The following is an 18,525-nucleotide window of genomic DNA, read 5'->3' on the forward strand; positions in this document are numbered from 1 at the left end:
GACCGGCGGCATGCTGGCGCCAGACAGGATTTTGGCCCCGACCGGGCTGACAGCAGGGCACGCAGATCGGCACGGAACAGGCGTTCCGGGCCCATTTTTCAAACGCATCTGAAACAATGGTAACTGACACAGGATTTATTGATGAATGATATGACAGGCGTTTCATTCCTTCCGCTGGGCGGAACAGGCGAAATCGGCATGAACCTCAACCTGTACCGGCAGGGTGAGACATGGCTGGCGGTGGATTGTGGCATCGGCTTCAGTGGCAATGACACGCCGGAGGCGGAGATCATCCTGCCTGATCCGGTTTTCATCGCCGAACGCAGGGACAGGCTGGCCGGTCTGGTCGTCACCCACGCGCATGAAGATCATCTGGGCGCCATCGCCCATCTGTGGCCGCAGCTTGGCTGTCCGGTCTATGTCACCCCGTTTGCCGCAGCCGTGCTGCGCCGCAAGCTGGGGGAGGCGGGCCTGCTGCAGCAGGTGCCCATCCATGTGATCGCCCCCGGTTCCGCCTTTACGGTCGGACCGTTTGACCTGCGTTTCGTCTCGGTCACGCATTCGGTGCCGGAATCGCAGTCGCTGGTGCTGCGCACGCCGCAGGGCATCATTGTCCATACCGGTGACTGGAAGATCGATCCCGACCCGCAGGTCGGCCCCCCCACCGACCTTGAAACCTTTGCCGAACTGGGGCGCGAGGGCGTGCTGGCCATGGTGTGCGACAGCACCAATGTCCGCACCGAGGGGCCGTCCGCGTCCGAAGCCGACGTGCGGCGGGAGATGACGCGCCTCATCGCCTCGCTCGAGGGGCGGATAGCGGTCACCTGCTTCGCCAGTAACGTCGCCCGCGTGGAAACGCTGGCCATGGCGGCAAAGGCCGCCGGGCGCCGCGTTGCCGTAGTCGGGCGCAGCCTGCGCAACCTTGAGGTCGCAGCGCGTGAATGCGGCTACCTGTCGGACGTGCCGCATTTCCTGTCGGAACAGGACGCCAACTCCATCCCCGACAACCAGATCCTGCTGATCGTGACCGGCAGCCAGGGCGAACCCCGTTCGGCCCTGTCGCGCATCGCGGCCGACACCCACCCCAACATCGCGCTGGGTGAAGGCGATACGGTCATTTACAGCAGCCGCATGATCCCGGGGAACGAGCAGGCCGTGATTCAGGTGCAGGACAGCCTGACCCGGCGCGGCGTGCATGTCATTACCGACAAGGACCACCTTGTGCACGTATCAGGCCACGCCACGGGTGGCGACGTGCGCAAGCTGTATGACCTTGTGCGCCCGCGCTTCCTGATTCCCGTGCATGGCGAATGGCGTCACCTGACCGCCAATGCCGCCATTGCGCAGGAACTGAATATCGAACCCGTGCTGCTGGAAGACGGGGATATCCTCGACATCCGGGCCGATGGGGTCGAAATTGGCGATACCGCCCCCACCGGGCGGCTGGTGCTGGATGGCGGGCGTATCCTGCCCATGAATGGCGGCGTGCTGTCGGCGCGGCGCCGGATGCTGTTCAACGGCATGGTGCTGGGCAGCTTCGCGGTGGATGAGGAAGGCTACCTGATCGGGGACCCGAAGGTCAGCGCGCCGGGCCTGCTGGATGCCGATGACCCCGAAACGCAGCGGGTGACTGAGGAATTCGGCAATGCGCTGGATGAAATTCCCGATGAACTGCGTGAAAACGACGCCACCTTCCGCGAAGCGGCCAAGACCGCCCTGCGTCGCGCGCTGGGTCGCAAGCTGCAGAAGCGCCCGCTGGTTGATGTACACCTGCTGCGGGTGTAGCTGACGGAAAGTAATCAGAGTTTCCGGGTGCCGCCTTTTTTTTAAAAAGGCGGTGTTCCTTTGAAGATTTCTGAAAAAAGCGTCACCAGAAACTTCTTTATGATCTTTGGGCCACAAATGATTATGGCAGGGAACGGACAAACCGTTTCCTGCCATTTTTTTTGGTACGTTTTCCCTAAACCCGGCGTCTTTTGGTGCAACCAGATTTGCCTGCGCACCTTAGCCCCGGTGCGCAGGCGCTACCATGCCCCCTCACGCGGATGTTTACGGTCCGGGGGGCTTTGCGCATCACGCTTCGGTGTGGCGGGGGGACAGGACACGCACATGCCCCATTCCACGGGCGTTGTGATTGGTTTAGGGTCCGCAGCATTATCGGTTCTCATACTTCAAGGTTCATACGGATATGCGTCTGTCCCGCAGTTTTCTGCCGACCCTCAAGGAAAATCCGGCCGAGGCCCAGATCACGTCCCACCGGCTCATGCTGCGTGCGGGCATGATTCGCCAGACCGCGGCAGGCATCTACGCCTGGCTGCCGGTCGGCCTGCGGGTGCTGCGCAACATCGCGAACATCGTGCGTCACGAGCAGGACGCCGTGGGCGCGCAGGAACTGCTGATGCCCACCATGCAGTCGGCCGACCTGTGGAAGCGCTCGGGCCGATATGACGCCTATGGCCCGGAAATGCTGCGAATCCGCGACCGGCATGAACGCGACATGCTGTTCGGCCCGACCAATGAGGAAATGATCACCGACCTGTTCGGTCAGGCGGTCAAGTCCTACAAGGAACTGCCGCAGGTCCTGTACCAGATCCAGTGGAAGTTCCGTGACGAGGTCCGTCCCCGTTTTGGCGTGATGCGCGGGCGTGAGTTCTACATGAAGGACGCCTACAGCTTCGACCTGGATCACGACTCCGCCGTCGATACCTATCGCCGCATGATGCTGGCCTACCTGCGCACGTTCCAGCGTCTGGGCGTGCGCGCGATTCCCATGCGGGCCGATACCGGGCCGATCGGTGGCGAACTGAGCCACGAATTCCTGATCCTGGCCCCCACGGGGGAAAGCGGCGTGTTCTTTGACAGCGCGTTGGAGGATCAGGACTGGCTGGCTGAAAACGTGGACGTGACCAGCCGGGATTCACTTGAAGAATTCTTCACCGGCATGACCGCATTCTATGCCGCGACGGATGAAATGCATGATGCGGATGCATGGGCAAAGGTGCCCGCCGGGCGCCAGCGCGAGGGGCGCGGGATCGAGGTCGGGCACATCTTCAACTTCGGGCGCAAATATACCGAATCCATGGACATTGCCGTAAGCGGTCCCGACGGTGCGCCGCTGTATCCGGAAATGGGGTCGTACGGCATTGGCGTCTCGCGCCTTGTCGCCGCGATCATCGAGGCCAGCCATGATGACAATGGCATTATCTGGCCCGCATCCGTCGCCCCCTTCCGGGCTGTCATCATCAACCTGAAGAACGGTGACGCGCAGTGCGACGCCATCTGTGAAAAACTGTATGCGGCAGCCCCTGACGACCTGCTGTATGATGACCGTGCCGAGCGCGCGGGCGCGAAGTTTGCCGATGCCGACCTGCTGGGTCATCCGTTGCAGCTGATCGTCGGCCCGCGCGGGGCGAAGGACGGCAAGGTGGAAGTCAAGGACCGCCGCACGGGCGAACGTACGGAGGAAACGGTGGACGCTGCACTGGCCCTTATCGCGAAAATCCGCGCCTGATGTTCGGTCCCTTCGAGCGGATGGTCGCCGGGCGGTACCTGCATGCCCGGCGGGGGGAGCGGTTCGTGTCCGTCATCGCGATCTTCTCGCTTGTGGGGATTGCGCTGGGTGTCGCCACGCTGATTATTGTCATGTCGGTCATGAACGGGTTCAAGGCCGACCTGCTGGGCCGGATTCTCGGGCTGAATGGCGATCTCAGCGTATTTGGCGTCACGCGCACCATCAGCGATTATGATGATGTGGCGGCCCGGGTGCGCAGGGTGCCCGGTGTCGTATCGGCGGCCCCGCTGGTTGAATCGCAGGTGCTGCTCAATTCCGGCAGCTACAATGCCGGCGGGCTGGTGCGCGGCATGACGCAGGCCGATCTGCTGGGCCTGCATGAAATCAGCGACAACCTTGTCGCGGGGTCGCTGGATGATTTTGGCGGGGATGACACCATCATCGTCGGCACCACGCTGGCTGAACGCGCGGGGCTGACGGTTGGCGGCAGGCTGACGCTTGTTTCCCCGCAGGGGGCGGCGACGGCATTTGGCACCATGCCCCGCGTGCGCGCCTATCGCGTGGTGGCCATATTCGATGCGGGCGTGAATGACTACAACGCCAGCTATGTCTTTCTGCCACTGCATGCCGCGCAGGTGTATTTCCAGATGCCGGGGCAGGTGACGCAGGTGCAGGTCATGACCCGGGACGCGGAAAACGTGATCCCGGTCCGTCAGGCGATCGAGAAGGCCATGGATGGCAACGTGCGCGTGATGGACTGGACACAGACCAACAATGCCTTCTTCGGCGCGGTGCAGGTGGAACAGAACGTGATGTTCCTGATCCTGACGCTGATCATCCTTGTTGCGGCCTTCAACGTGATTTCGTCGCTGATCATGATGGTCAAGGACAAGAGCGCCGACATCGCCGTGCTGCGCACGCTGGGGGCGACACGTGGGGCGATCATGCGCATCTTCCTTATGTGCGGGGCATCGGTGGGGGTGACGGGCACGTTCGCCGGCACGGGGCTGGGCATCGTGTTCTGCATGAATATCGAACATATCCGCCAGCTTCTGCAGCGTATTACCGGCACCAACCTGTTCAATCCCGAGGTCTATTACCTTGAACACCTGCCATCCAGGCTGATCTGGTCGCAGGTGATCGAGGTGATCGCGATGGCGCTGGTGCTGTCGCTGCTGGCGACGCTGTACCCGTCATGGCGGGCGGCGAAGACGGACCCGGTGGAGGCCCTGCGCCATGAATGATGCCCTGAATGCAGGCGCTGCCCCGCTGCGTATGGACGGCGTGTCGCGCCGGTATGTCAGCGGGGAGGAAACGCTGGATGTGCTGCGTGGCGCTGACCTTACGCTGCATCCCGGTGAGATTGTGGCCCTGGTGGCGCCATCGGGCACGGGCAAGTCCACGCTGCTGCATCTGGCGGGACTGCTGGAACACCCGGATGCGGGCTGTGTCATGGTGGCGGGGCAGGACACGGGCGCGCTGACGGATGCCCGACGTACCGAAATCCGGCGTGACCGGATCGGGTTCGTGTACCAGTTCCATCACCTGCTGGCTGAATTTACCGCCCGCGAAAACGTCATGCTGCCGCAGATGATCGCGGGTGTTGCACGCAGGGCGGCCCGGACGCGGGCCGATGAACTGCTGGGCCTGTTCGGGCTGGGGCACCGGCTGGATCATCTGCCGGGCAAACTGTCAGGTGGCGAGAAGCAGCGCGTGGCCATTGCCCGTGCGCTGGCCAACCGCCCGCATGTGCTGCTGGCGGATGAACCGACGGGTAATCTGGACGTGCATACGTCTGATGCGGTGTTTGACGCGCTGCTGGAAACCGTGCGTGCCCACGGGGTCGCGGCCCTGATCGCAACCCATAACATGGACCTTGCCCGCCGCATGGACCGGATCGTGACCCTGCGGGACGGGCTGGTTGTGCCGGTCGCTCCCGCCACCTGAAAATCTGTAAAAAGTGTCTGGTGAAGCTTTTTCCAAAAAGGCGGCGCCCAGAAACTTTCATCATTTTCAAGGGGGCAGCCCGTGCCCCGCGCATGGGGGCGTGCGAATCAGATGCGGTGTGGGGTAGGATGCGGCCATGTCCCATGCCGATTTCGTCCACCTGCGTGTCCACTCCGCCTATTCCCTCAGTCAGGGGGCCATCCGCGTGCCCGAACTGGTGGCGCTGGCGCATGACATGCGCATGCCCGCCGTCGCCATTACCGATACGGGCAACATGTTCGGCGCGCTGGAGTTTTCGCAATATTGCGGCAAGAAGGGCGTGCAGCCCATCATCGGCTGCCAGATCGGCCTGCCATCGCGCAGCGACAAGCCCGGCAGCCCGGCGGAGCCGGTCGTCCTGCTGGCGCGTAATGCGGAAGGGCTGGCCAACCTGCAGTTCCTGTCTTCCTCGGGGTTCCTGCAGCACGAAACGGATGAACCGACCGTGCCGGTGGATCTGCTGTGCGAACGCGCGGGCGGGCTGTTCCTGCTGACGGGCGGCAGCCGGGGGCCGTTGTTCCACATGCTGGCCGAAGGGCAGGAGAGGGAGGCCGCGCGCCTCATGGACCGCCTGCATGAAGCCTATGGCAGCCACATGGCGGTGGAACTGCACCGCCACGGACAGGCTGCGGACCGCGCGGTGGAACCGGGCATGATCGCCATGGCCGACCGCATGGGCCTGCCGCTGGTGGCCACCAATGAATGTTTTTTCCCGAAACCGGACATGTACGAGGCGCATGATGCGCTGCTGTGCATCGCGCAGGGCCGCACCATGGCCGAACGCGACCGCTGGCGGGTGACGCCCGAACACTGGTTCAAGCCGCCGGAGGTCATGCGCGAACTGTTCGCCGACCTGCCCGAAGCATGCGACAATACGCTGGATATCGCGCGCTGCTGCGCCATTGCGGTGGAAACGCGCAAGCCCCTGCTGCCGGTCTGCCCCAAGGTGGAAGAAGGCCAGACCGAAGAGCAGACATTGCGGCACATGGCGGTGACCGGCCTGAAAAACCGCCTGTCGCGCATGACTGTCGATGACGAGACGCGCACGAAATACGAAGAGCGCCTGGTATTCGAACTCGACATCATCGCCCAGATGGGCTTCCCCGGTTATTTCATGATCGTGGCCGACTTCATCCAGTGGGCCAAGGCGCATGACATTCCCGTAGGGCCGGGGCGCGGGTCGGGTGCCGGGTCGCTGGCGGCGTGGGCGCTGACCATTACCGATATCGACCCCATTCCCTTTAACCTGCTGTTCGAACGGTTCCTCAACCCCGAACGTGTGTCGATGCCTGACTTCGACATCGACTTCTGCCAGGACCGGCGTGACGAGGTCATCCGTTACGTCCGCAATGAATACGGCCCCGACCGCGTGGCCCAGATCATCACGTTCGGTAAGCTGCAGGCGCGCGCGGCGGTGCGTGACGTGGGGCGCGTACTGGGCCTGCCGTTTGGCATGGTCAACCGCGTGGCGGAGCTGATCCCCAACAATCCCGCCCAGCCGGTGACGCTGAAGCAGGCGATCGAGGGTGAGCCGCGCCTGCAGGAAATGCGCGACGAGGACGAAGCCATCCGCCGCCTGCTGGAAATCGGCCAGCAGCTGGAAGGCCTGTTCCGCCACGCCAGCACCCACGCGGCCGGCGTGGTGATTGGCGATCGCGAACTGGTGGAGCTTGTGCCGCTGTATCGCGACCCCAAGAACGACATGCTGGTCACGCAGTACAACATGAAGTTCGTGGAGCAGGCGGGGCTGGTCAAATTCGACTTCCTCGGCCTGACCACGCTGACCATCCTGCAGCGCGCGGTGCAGTTCCTGCATGGCATGGGGATCGAGGTTGACCTGTCGGCCCTGCCGCTGGATGACGAACTGACCTACGACATGCTGGCGCGTGGCGATACGGGCGGCGTGTTCCAGTTCGAAGGTGCGGGCATGCGCGACGTGCTCAAGCAGATGCGCCCGACCCGGCTGGAGGACCTGATCGCCGCCGTGGCGCTGTACCGTCCCGGCCCAATGGCCAATATTCCCGATTACTGCCGACGCAAGCATGGCGAGGCATGGGAGCCGCCACACGAGGAGATCCGGGACATCCTCGAAGAGACCTACGGCATCATGGTCTATCAGGAACAGGTCATGCAGATCGCCCAGAAAATGGCGGGCTACAGCCTGGGCGGGGCCGACCTGCTGCGGCGCGCCATGGGCAAGAAGATCCGCGCGGAAATGGACCGCCAGCGCGTGATCTTTACCGAAGGGGCGATGAAGCGCGGCATCGAGCGCGAAAAGGCGGCCGAGGTGTTCGACCTCATGGCCAAGTTCGCCGATTACGGGTTCAACAAATCCCATGCCGCCGCCTACGCGCTGGTGTCGTACCAGACGGCGTGGATGAAGGCGAACCACCCGGTCGCCTTCATTGCCGCATGCATGTCCCTTGCGCGTGAAAAGACCGACAAGCTGGCGGGGCTGCGGCAGGAAGCGGACAGGCTGGGCATTCCGCTGCTGCCGCCCGACATCAATGCTTCCGGCGCGGATTTCACGGTGGAAAAAATGCCCGATGGCCAGACCTATGGCATCCGCTACGCGCTGGCGGCGGTCAAGAAGGTGGGGCTGAGCGCCATGCAGTCGCTGGTGGCGGTGCGCGGTGACAGGCCATTTGGGGATCTGGAGGATCTGGCCGCGCGTCTTGACCCCCGGCAGGTCAACAAGATGCAGCTGGAAAACCTGGCCCGCGCGGGGGCGTTCGACACCATCCTGCCCAACCGTGCGCAGGCCTGCGGGGCGGCGGAAACCGTCATGCGGCGCGCGCAGGCCAATGCGCAGGAAGCGGCCAGCGGCCAGATCGGCCTGTTTGGCGGTGGCGGCAGCACGCCCGCCCAGCGTGAACCGCTGCGCCTGCCGCGCTGCGCCGACTGGCCTGAATTCGAACGGCTGAACATGGAAGCGGACGCCATCGGCTTCCATCTGACGGGGCATCCGCTGGATTCCTATGGTCCGCTCATGCGCAGGCTGGGCGCGGTCAGGGCTACGGGGCTGGAGGCGGCGGCACAGGCGGGCATCGGCCGCGTCAAGATCGCGGGCTGCGTGGTGGACCGCAAGGAACGCCCGACGCGCACGGGCAACAAGATGGCGTGGGTGCGCCTGTCCGATGCGTCTGGCGGGTGCGAGATCACGTTCTTTTCCGAAGTGCTGTCGCGGTCGCGCGAAATCCTGGTGGCGGGCAACGCGGTGGTTGTCTCGGCAGATCTGAAGATGGATGGCGAAGCGCTGCGCATCACCGCATCCGACGTGATGGAACTGGAACAGGCGGCGGCGGAAGCGGCGGCCGAACTGCGCATATGGTTCGACCGGGCGGATGCGCTGGAACCAATCCGTGACGTGCTGCAGGGCAATGGCAACGGGCGCGGGCGGGTGATCCTGCTACCATCGGTTGCGGAAACGCGCGACGTGGAGCTGACGCTGGCCGAACGCTACCGCGTGACGCCACGCGTGGCGCAGATGATCAAGGCCATCGAGGGCGTGGGGAAAGTGGAACAGTTCTAGGCCCGTAGCCAAAGCGCGGGCAGGGACGCCATGAACCTTGCATGTGCGGGGCTGCGGTGTCATACGCAACCCCTGCCTGTTTTTTTCATTGTCCCTGTCGACGCAATGCCGGATACAGAATGGACCAGACCAATCCCGCTACCACCCTGTCGCACCAGCACGCTACCTTTCCCGACGGATTGCAGCTGGACTGTGGCTTCCGCCTTGCCCCGGTGGATGTGGCGTACCGCACCTATGGCACCCTGTCGCCCGCGCGTGACAATGCGGTCCTTGTCTGCCATGCGCTGACGGGGGACCAGTACGTGGCCGACCCCCACCCCCTGACGGGCAAGCCCGGATGGTGGGGACGCATGGTCGGGCCGGGGCTGCCGATCGATACCGACCGTTTTTTCGTCATCTGCGTGAATGTTCTGGGCGGCTGCATGGGCACGACCGGTCCGCGCAGCCTGCGGGTGCGCGAAGACGGCACGGAAGAGCCATGGGGCACGGATTTCCCCGCCATCACCATCCGCGACATGGTGCGCGCGCAGCATCTCCTGATCGAACATATGGGCATTGACCGCCTGCTGGCGGTGGTGGGCGGGTCCATGGGCGGCATGCAGGTGCTGGAATGGTGCGCGACCTATCCGGAGCAGGTGTTCGCGGCCATGCCGATTGCGACATCGCCCTTCCATTCCGCGCAGAACATCGCGTTCAACGAGGTCAGCCGCCAGGCCATATTCGCCGATCCGCAATGGCATGGCGGCCGCTACTGGGAATGTAACGAGATCCCGGCCCGTGGGCTGGCTGTGGCGCGCATGATGGCGCACATCACCTACCTGTCCGAAGCGGCGCTGACGCGCAAGTTCGGCCGCCGCGTGCGTACGTCCCCCGGACGGGGGGCCGCAGGCGGGCCGGGCGCGCTGTTTGGCGAGATGTTCGAGGTGGAAAGCTACCTGCGGCATCAGGGATCGACCTTCGTGCGGCGGTTTGACGCCAATTCCTACCTGACGATCACGCGCGCGATGGATTATTTCGACCTTGGGGCCGAGCATGATGGTGACATGTCGCGTCCGTTCCGGGGCACGCGCACGCGGTTCTGCATCATTTCGTTTTCGTCCGACTGGCTGTTTCCGACATCGCAGGCGCGGCTTCTGGCGCGGGCACTCAATCAGGTCGCGGCAAACGTGTCCTTTGTCGAGATCGATAGCGACAAGGGGCATGATGCCTTCCTGCTTGATGAACCTGATTTTGACCGGACGATCCGCGGCTTCCTGTGCGGGGCTGCCGAACATGCGGGGATTGGCTGACCATGCGGCTTGACCAGCGCCTGATCGCGGGCATGATCCGTCCCCGGACCCGCGTGCTGGATGTGGGCAGCGGCGATGGCGCGTTGCTGGATTATCTGTTCCGCAACAGCGGGTGTGACGCGCGCGGGATCGAGATCGACATGCGCGAGGTCACGCGCTCGGTCGCCCATGGCCTGCCGGTCATGCATGGCGACGCGGACCATGACCTTGTCCATTATCCCGATAACGCGTTCGATTATGTGGTGCTGCAGCGCACCCTGCAGGCGGTCGAACGCCCGCGTGAGGTGCTGCGCCAGATGCTGCGCATCGGGCGGTACGCCATCGTGTCGTTTCCCAATTTCGGCCACTGGCGGCTGCGCCTGCAGCTTCTGCTGCGCGGGCGCATGCCCATGACCAGCGTGTGGAGCACGCCGTGGTACGACACGCCCAACATCCACCCGTGCACGATCCTCGACTTTTTGACGCTATGTCGCGATGAGGGCTATGTTGTCCAGCAGTGGATGGCCGTTGATGAGGACGGCGAGCGCGCACCGTGGCGGCGTTCGATCCGGCTGGCCAACCTGTTCGGGGAACAGGCGCTGTTTCTGTTACGGCGCAAGGACACCCCCCGGAAATAAAGTCGCCACGGTGGGGAGAAGTGATAGTGGATACTCTTGAGGCCATCCGGACCCGGCGCGCCATCCGCGCGTATGACCCGACGCATGAGATCAGCCCGGCGGACCTGCACGAACTGCTGTCGGCTGCCCGCCATGCCCCTTCGGCGTTCAATATCCAGCATTGCCGTTTCGTGGTGGTGAAAGATCCGGCCCTGCGTCGTGAACTGCGCAAGGTGGCGTGGGACCAGCCGGATGTGACCGATGCTTCCGCCCTGATCGTGATCTGTGCCGACCGTGATGCGTGGAAGAAGGACCCGGCCCGTTATTTCGATGGCGCGCCCGATGACGTGAAGCAGCGCATGGCGGACATGATCCGGGGCTATTACGACGGTCGCGAATGGGTCCAGCAGGACGAAACCATGCGCAGCGCGGGGCTTGCGGCCCAGACCCTCATGCTGGCCGCGACGGCCAGGGGCTACCAGTCCTGTCCCATGGACGGGTTCGATTATGATGCGGTCGGCCGGCTGATCAACCTACCTGCTGACCACGTGGTGGCAATGTTTGTCGTCATTGGCAAAGGCACGGAACAGGCCCCGCCGCGCGTGGGCAAGCTGCCCGATGCCGATGTCATCCTGACCGACCGCTTTCCCCCGGCCTGAACCGGGGGCGTCCTGCATGGCGGGACAAAAGGGGAGGAAGGCTGCATGAAAAAGCTTGCAGTCCGTTCCGCAACCCTATACAGCCTCAGGCTTGGGAACAGACCGCGCCTGTTCCCTGTGCTGGTTTGATTGCACGTGTCCTTGACGCGGGGGACACGATACAGAAGCAGACTGGACCGGCCTTTATCCCTTACATGATATCCTTGCGACGACAGACCGAGTGCCCCCGTGCATACAAGGGCCGGTGTCGGGTATGTCTGTCAGTTCGCCATTCGGGCATGCAGGTTCCTGTACGCCCCGCGGCCCTGTTTTTTCGCGCCAGGAGGCGCCATTCATGACAACGTTTGCCGATCTTCATCTTGCAGAGCCGCTGCTGCGGGCACTGGACGAGGAAGGCTACGCCACGCCCACCCCCATTCAGGCTGGCGCCATTCCCTATCTGCTGGAAGGGCGTGACCTGCTGGGACTGGCACAGACCGGAACAGGCAAGACCGCGGCCTTCGCGCTGCCGATCCTTGACCGGCTTTTCCGTGAAAAGGGCCGTGCCCACCCCAAGGGCGCACGCGCGCTGGTGCTGGCGCCGACCCGTGAACTGGCTTCCCAGATCGGGGAAAGCTTCGCATCCTACGCCCGCCACATGCGTTTCAGCCATGCCGTCGTATTTGGCGGCGTGGGGCAGGGGCGCCAGATCGAGGCCCTGCGCCGTGGCGTGGACGTGCTGGTTGCCGCCCCTGGCCGCCTGCTGGACCTGATGGGACAGGGGCATGTCGACCTGTCCGGGCTTGAGGTGCTGGTGCTGGACGAAGCCGACCGCATGCTGGACATGGGCTTCGTGCGCGATATCCGCAAGATTGTCGCGGCCCTGCCGACCGATCGGCAGACTCTGCTGTTCTCGGCCACCATGCCCAAGACCATTTCCGACCTGGCGCATGGCCTGCTGCGTGATCCCGCCACGGTGCAGGTCACGCCGCCGTCCAGCACGGTGGACCGTATCCGCCAGGCCGTGATGTTTGTCGATACCGGCAACAAGCGCGAGGCGCTGAAGCTGCTGGTTGATTCGCCCAAGGTCGAACGCGCCGTGGTCTTCACGCTGATGAAGCATGAAGCCAACAAGGTCGCATCCTTCCTGAATGAACACGGGATCACGGCTGAAGCCATTCATGGCAACAAGTCGCAGGGCGCGCGTGAACGCGCCATGTCCGGGTTCCGGTCGGGCAATGTCAAGGTGCTGGTGGCGACCGATATCGCCGCCCGTGGCATTGACGTGGATGACGTGACCCACGTGTTCAATTACGACCTGCCCAACGTGCCCGAAAGCTATGTGCACCGCATTGGCCGCACGGCGCGCGCCGGGCGTGAAGGCTGGGCCGTTTCCCTGTGTGATGCGGAACAGCGGGCCTGGCTGCGCGATATTGAAAAGAATATCGGCAAGAAGATCCCGGTCGTGTCCGAACATCCCTACCATTCGGAATCGGCCGAGAATTCCACCATGCGTCCGCCCGTGCTGGGTGGCGGTGGCCGTGGCCGCGGGGGCGGCGGTGGCCGTTCCGGTGGCGGACGCCCCGGTGGCAGTGGTCGTCCGGCGGGCGGTGGCCGTCCGCCCGGTGGTGGTCGTGGCGGCCGTCCCGGCGGCGGTGGCCGTCCGGGTGGTGCATCGCGCCGCGCGGTCTGATCACACGCGGCGGTTTTGCCCGGTGTGATGATACGGGAAAGGCATCCGGTCCATGCGACCGGGTGCCTTTTTTCGTTTTTATCAGTGGGGCAGGGCAGTGTCGGCAGGTTTTATCGAGTAATCCGGTCGCGATGATTTATCATGTAATATATATTCATGATTTGTATCCATGCCGATATTATGTATGTGGGGCAGGATTTATTTCGCGCAGGCGGTATTCAAAAATAAATCCGTATTTCACATAAGACCTTGCGGTTCTGACAGCGCGTCATTTATTGTTCCTTCCCATTGAGAAAGCCACGGGAAAGAGACACTTTTTTCAGCGGAACCATTTACGATAGAAAACAAGATCATACGTGGCGCAGGGGCGCAGTACCATGCCGGCGCCTGCAGGGCATGGTGTATCGGCAGGTTTTTATTCAGGTCAGTCTGGTTGTAAAATTATGCTAAGGGAATTGTGGCTTAAGTCGGGCGGTCAGGCGTTCATGGCCACGCCGCGCGGGTTGAACTGGCTTATCCTCTTCCTGTCGGCAGGGGGGGCGTTCCTCTGCCTGTCCATTGGCAACATTACCCTTGATCCGGGGCAGCAGGCCTATATTTCCGTGGGCACGGTGGCGCTGTTCTTCGTGCTGAACCGCAGGAAGGGGCGGCATATCACCTGCATCCTCATGATGCTGTCGCTGTTCGTATCCTTCCGGTATCTGATATGGCGGCTGGGCAGTACGGTGCAGTTCACGGGGCCGCTGCAGATTGTCATGTCGGTCGCCCTGCTGCTGGCGGAAGGCTATGCGCTGTCCACCCTGTGCCTGAGCTATTTCCAGATGTCGTGGCCCCTTGGGCGCAGGCCGCACAGCCTGCCCGACAATCCCGCTGACTGGCCGATGGTGGATGTGTATGTCCCGTCCTATAACGAGGATCTGGACCTTGTGCGCTCCACGGTGCTGGGCGCGCTGGACCTGCACTGGCCTGCGGACAAGCTGAATGTCTATATCCTTGATGACGGGCGGCGGAAGTCCTTCTACGACTTTGCCCAGGAATCCGGCGCGGGCTACATCATCCGTTCCGAGAACAATCACGCCAAGGCGGGCAACCTGAACCACGCCATGAAGATCACCAGGGGCGAGTACGTGGTGATTTTCGACTGTGACCATGTGCCGACCCGCTCCTTCCTGCTCAAGACCATTGGCTGGATGGTGGCCGACCCCAGGCTTGCCCTGCTGCAGACGCCACACCACTTCTATTCCCCCGATCCGTTCCAGCGTAACCTTGCCGCCGGTTATGACGTGCCGCCCGAAGGCAACATGTTCTATGGGCTGGTGCAGGACGGCAATGATTTCTGGGATGCGACGTTCTTCTGCGGCTCCTGCGCGGCCATCCGCCGTTCGGCGCTGCTGAGCGTGGGGGGCTTTGCGACAGAGACGGTCACGGAAGATGCGCATACCGCGCTGAAGATGCAGCGCAAGGGATGGGGGACCGCCTATCTGCGCCAGCCACTGGCAGGCGGGCTGGCGACCGAACGGCTGATCCTGCATATCGGGCAGCGCGTGCGCTGGGCGCGTGGCATGCTGCAGATCATGCGGCTGGACAATCCCATGCTGGGGCCGGGCCTGCGGTGGGAACAGCGGCTGTGCTACCTGTCGGCCATGTCGCACTTCCTGTTCGCCATTCCCCGGGTGACCTTCCTTGTCTCACCACTGGGGTTCCTGTTTTTCGGGCAGAACATCATTGCGGCGTCCCCGTTCGCCATCATGGTTTATGCGCTGCCCCATATCTTTCATTCCATCATGACCCTGTCGCGGATCGAGGGGCGGTGGCGCTATTCCTTCTGGAGTGAAATTTACGAAACTTCGCTGGCGCTGTTCCTGGTGCGGATCACCATCGTCACCCTGCTGCAACCGCACAAGGGCAAGTTCAACGTGACGGACAAGGGCGGGCTGCTGGCGCGGGGATATTTCGATTTCAGCGCGGTATACCCCAACGTCATCATGGCCGGGATCCTGTTCCTGGGCATGGTGCGGGGCATCGTGGGCATGATTTTCCAGTATCACCAGAAACTGGCGTTCCAGTCCTTCCTGCTCAACACGTTCTGGATCAGCATCAGCCTGATCGTGGTGCTGGCTTCCATAGCAGTGGGGCGTGAAACGCGGCAGATCCGGCACAAGCCACGGGTGCGGGTCAGGCTGCCGGTTGATATCTGTTTTGAAGATGGCACCGAATACCATGCCCATACCACCGACATTTCACTTGGCGGGGCGGGGGTTACCCTCAGGCTGCCCCGGCAGATGGATACCCCGCAGGATATTACCCTGCGTTATGACAAGCCCGATGACGGTATCCGCGTCTCCGTTCCCGCCACGATCCTGGGGCAGCGCGGGTCGTGGCTGCACCTGCAATGGAAAATCGAGACGCTGGATCAGGAACGCGAGATTGTCAGTCTGGTGTTCGGTCGGAGCGATGCATGGCATAACTGGGCTGATTTCAAGGAAGACCGGCCGTTGAACAGCATATATCAGGTCATAAAAAGCATACGCGGTCTTCTGTCTCCGCCGTATCTGTGGGATCTCAGCCCGGCGCAGGAAACCGGGGAAAGTGACGAGAGCGTGCAAAAAGAAGAAACGCTGGAAAAGAAAAGCCTTGTGCTGCCCCCTACCTATCGCGGGGTCGGCTATGGCATGACCCTGCTGGTCGCGGGTATGGCCGGGCTGCTGTCCATGGTCATGCCGGTGCAGGCACAGGACACGCCAGCCCCCGCGCCGGTCGAAGCCCCCGCCGCCGCAGCCCCCGCCGTCGCGGCACCGGCCCGGTCCCTGCCGCCCCCGTCCTACAGCGCGACCGGCGTCTCGCGTCTGACCCCGCTGGGGGATACCAACAGTGGTGATATTCCCCCCGTGGGCAGCGCGGTGGATCGGGCGCTGGCGGACCGGGTGGCGGATACCGAAATCACGCGTACCATTCCCTTCCGTGACCTGGGGCTGGAAAACGGGCCGCTGACCCTGCGGGGGTTTTCGCCGCTGCAGGGCATTGATGTGGTGGTGCCCGCCAACCGGGTCGTGACCCATGCGGTGCTGACCCTGTCGGGGGCGATTTCGCCATCGCTTCTGCCGGAAGCCACGGCGCTGACCGTAACACTGAATGAACAGTATATCGGCACGATCCGCATCGATCCCGCGCATCCGAACTTCGGACCGCTGGAATTGCCGGTTGATCCCCTTTATTTCACGGGGGACAGCAAGCTCAATTTCCATTTCGCCGGTGAATACAGGCGGGATTGCAACGACCTGTATAACGATGTGCTGTGGGCCCAGATATCGGACCAGTCCAGCATAACCCTGACCACCGCGCGCATTGTGCCCGAACGGGATCTGGGCCGCCTGCCGACGCCCTTTTTCGATCCCAACCTGAAAGTCGCCATGCGCGTGCCGGTCGTCATGCCCGCCGCGACGCCGAAGCCGGAAATCATGCAGGCCGGGGGGCTTGTCGCATCATGGTTCGGCAGGATGGCGGATGCGCGGCAGTTGTCCTTTCCCGTCTCCCGCAGCATTCCGGCAACCGGGAACGCCATTGAAATCGGGGAAAACATTCCAGTTGATGCACAGGGGCGCCCGCCCGCCGGACCGACGCTGCTGGAAATCGCCAACCCGAATGACAGGTGGGGCACGGTTCTGGTTGTAACCGGGCGCACGGCGCAGGAAGTGGAGGTCGCGGCCCGGGCGCTGGTCTTTTCAACCGATACGCTGGGCAGCGGGCCATCCGCCGTGGTGCAGGACGTGACCCTGCGCGCCCGGCAGCCTTATGATGCGCCTGCCTTCATTCCGACGGACCGGCCGGTGCGTTTTGGTGAACTGGTGACTGCGGGTGACCTGCAGGCGGGTGGTTTCGCACCCGGCACGCTACATGTGCCGTTTCACCTGCCGCCCGACCTGTACACATGGCGCGGCCTGCCTTTCCTGATGGATCTGTGGATACGCACGCCGGATAATCCGGTGGTGGATATCAGTGCTTCGCGCCTGGATGTCGGTCTTAACAATTCTTACCTGCAAAGTTATGGGCTGCTGCCCAACAGCCTGTGGCGGACGTGGTCCGAACGGATGGTGACCCAGCACGCGGGCGCCGTGGGCCATGTAACGGCCCTGCCGTCATGGCTTCTGTTCGGGCAGAATGACCTGCAGTTCAATTTCAATACCCGCCCGGTAGACCGTGGCGCCTGTCGGCGCACGCCCGATAACCTGCGCATGGGGATTGATTCGGATTCCATGCTGGATTTCCGGCGTGGGGTTCATTTCACGACGCTGCCCAACCTGTCCTAATTTCGCGTCAATCGGTTTCCCGTTTTCCCGCATGGCCGATCTGGGGGAGACGACTGTGGTCCTGCCGCCTGCGCCGGATACCGATATGATCGGGGCCTATCTTGATCTCATGGGCTTTTTTGGTTCGGTTACATGGTATCCCACCGCAGGCATGCACCTTGTGACAACAGCGGATATTGCCGAACATCCGCCTTCGGGCGATGTCATCCTGCTGGCGCCGGCACAGCAGATGGGGCCTGCCGCATCCCTGCTGTCGCGTTCGGCGTATCAGATTGATGACGGCCATATCCATGTTGGACAGGATATGGGCCTGCAGGGGATCTGGTACATATTCCAGGATCGCGACAGAAGCGGCCTGCGTAATGGCGTCACGGCCAACCTGAATGCCCCGATCCGCAATACCGCCATGATGATCGGGGCTGAATCGCCGTATGCCCGACATCGTTCGGTGCTGGCGCTGGTAGGGGACGACGGGGCGCATATCCACGACCTGATCATAAGCCTGCATGATCGTAAGGCCCTGCCCAGCCTGCAGGGTGACCTGGTGCTGAAAAACGGGAACAGGTTCACGACATATCGTACGTCACCGACCTATACGGTTGGTCATCTGCCCTTCTGGATGTGGGTGGACTGGTTCCTGTCGCGCCATCCGGTCCTGATGTACCTGTGTGGTGTGGTGGGTGCGGCCATGCTGGGAACCGGGGCGTGGCTGTGGCTGCGTGCGCGTGCGCGTCGCCGGGTGCGCGAACAGGCGATTGCCGACGAGGCGGCACGCATGGCCGGACATGTATCTGAATGATGCGGAGGGCGCGCGGGCGGTTGGACTGCCTGCGTTCCCCGGCGGGGATGACCCGGACATAGCGGCAATGCGTTTCATATCCTGACTGTATGGTGAGTGTGCGGGTACATCGCTTCGTTCAGTCGGGAAACGATACGGCAAGGCAGGAACCGGTATTATGAAATGCGGTATTTA

At 63.0% G+C, this 18,525-nt stretch carries 9 protein-coding genes and 1 pseudogene; all 10 read left to right on the top strand.

All coding sequences use genetic code 11. From position 1 onward, the window contains the following. The first annotated feature begins 141 nt into the window (after positions 1-141). Positions 142-1,785 (top strand): ribonuclease J, encoded by a 1,644-nt coding sequence (locus B7449_RS04290; RefSeq protein ID WP_039734596.1) that lies wholly within the window; start codon positions 142-144, stop codon positions 1,783-1,785. Between the two features lie 403 nt (positions 1,786-2,188). Next, positions 2,189-3,511, top strand: a complete 1,323-nt coding sequence (gene proS, locus B7449_RS04295) for a proline--tRNA ligase (RefSeq protein ID WP_039734595.1) — start codon at positions 2,189-2,191, stop codon at positions 3,509-3,511. Further along, positions 3,511-4,755: a lipoprotein-releasing ABC transporter permease subunit gene (locus tag B7449_RS04300; RefSeq protein WP_039734594.1), complete on the top strand. Its 1,245-nt coding sequence runs from the start codon at positions 3,511-3,513 to the stop codon at positions 4,753-4,755. The genes proS and B7449_RS04300 overlap by 1 nt, the downstream gene beginning before the upstream one ends. Then, positions 4,748-5,458: an ABC transporter ATP-binding protein gene (locus tag B7449_RS04305; protein WP_039734593.1), complete on the top strand. Its 711-nt coding sequence runs from the start codon at positions 4,748-4,750 to the stop codon at positions 5,456-5,458. The genes B7449_RS04300 and B7449_RS04305 overlap by 8 nt, the downstream gene beginning before the upstream one ends. Before the next feature lie 136 nt (positions 5,459-5,594). After that, complete coding sequence (dnaE, locus tag B7449_RS04310; protein ID WP_039734592.1) at positions 5,595-9,029, top strand: DNA polymerase III subunit alpha; 3,435 nt, start codon at positions 5,595-5,597, stop codon at positions 9,027-9,029. 119 nt (positions 9,030-9,148) lie between these two features. Then, positions 9,149-10,318, top strand: coding sequence for a homoserine O-acetyltransferase MetX (gene metX / locus B7449_RS04315; protein WP_039734591.1), 1,170 nt, complete (start codon positions 9,149-9,151; stop codon positions 10,316-10,318). Between the two features lie 2 nt (positions 10,319-10,320). Then, positions 10,321-10,935 (top strand): methionine biosynthesis protein MetW, encoded by a 615-nt coding sequence (metW, locus tag B7449_RS04320; RefSeq protein WP_039734589.1) that lies wholly within the window; start codon positions 10,321-10,323, stop codon positions 10,933-10,935. Between the two features lie 26 nt (positions 10,936-10,961). After that, positions 10,962-11,573 carry a nitroreductase family protein gene (locus B7449_RS04325; RefSeq protein WP_039734588.1) on the top strand — a complete coding sequence of 204 codons (612 nt, stop codon included), beginning with the start codon at positions 10,962-10,964 and terminating at the stop codon, positions 11,571-11,573. A gap of 334 nt (positions 11,574-11,907) precedes the next feature. Continuing rightward, positions 11,908-13,245 (top strand): DEAD/DEAH box helicase, encoded by a 1,338-nt coding sequence (locus B7449_RS04330; protein ID WP_039734587.1) that lies wholly within the window; start codon positions 11,908-11,910, stop codon positions 13,243-13,245. A gap of 443 nt (positions 13,246-13,688) precedes the next feature. Then, positions 13,689-18,351 (top strand): annotated as a pseudogene (gene bcsA / locus B7449_RS04335) (UDP-forming cellulose synthase catalytic subunit). Positions 18,352-18,525: the final 174 nt, after the last annotated feature.

Origin of the sequence: Komagataeibacter intermedius TF2 (assembly GCF_000964425.1) — a bacterium.
GTDB lineage: Bacteria > Pseudomonadota > Alphaproteobacteria > Acetobacterales > Acetobacteraceae > Komagataeibacter > Komagataeibacter intermedius.

What these genes read in the sequence shown, in the direction of transcription:
- B7449_RS04305 (WP_039734593.1), top strand. Translation starts at nt 4,748, where the DNA reads ATGAATGATGCCCTGAATGCAGGCGCTGCCCCGCTGCGTATGGACGGC.
- metX (WP_039734591.1), top strand. Translation starts at nt 9,149, where the DNA reads ATGGACCAGACCAATCCCGCTACCACCCTGTCGCACCAGCACGCTACC.
- B7449_RS04330 (WP_039734587.1), top strand. Translation starts at nt 11,908, where the DNA reads ATGACAACGTTTGCCGATCTTCATCTTGCAGAGCCGCTGCTGCGGGCA.
- B7449_RS04290 (WP_039734596.1), top strand. Translation starts at nt 142, where the DNA reads ATGAATGATATGACAGGCGTTTCATTCCTTCCGCTGGGCGGAACAGGC.
- B7449_RS04300 (WP_039734594.1), top strand. Translation starts at nt 3,511, where the DNA reads ATGTTCGGTCCCTTCGAGCGGATGGTCGCCGGGCGGTACCTGCATGCC.
- dnaE (WP_039734592.1), top strand. Translation starts at nt 5,595, where the DNA reads ATGTCCCATGCCGATTTCGTCCACCTGCGTGTCCACTCCGCCTATTCC.
- metW (WP_039734589.1), top strand. Translation starts at nt 10,321, where the DNA reads ATGCGGCTTGACCAGCGCCTGATCGCGGGCATGATCCGTCCCCGGACC.
- proS (WP_039734595.1), top strand. Translation starts at nt 2,189, where the DNA reads ATGCGTCTGTCCCGCAGTTTTCTGCCGACCCTCAAGGAAAATCCGGCC.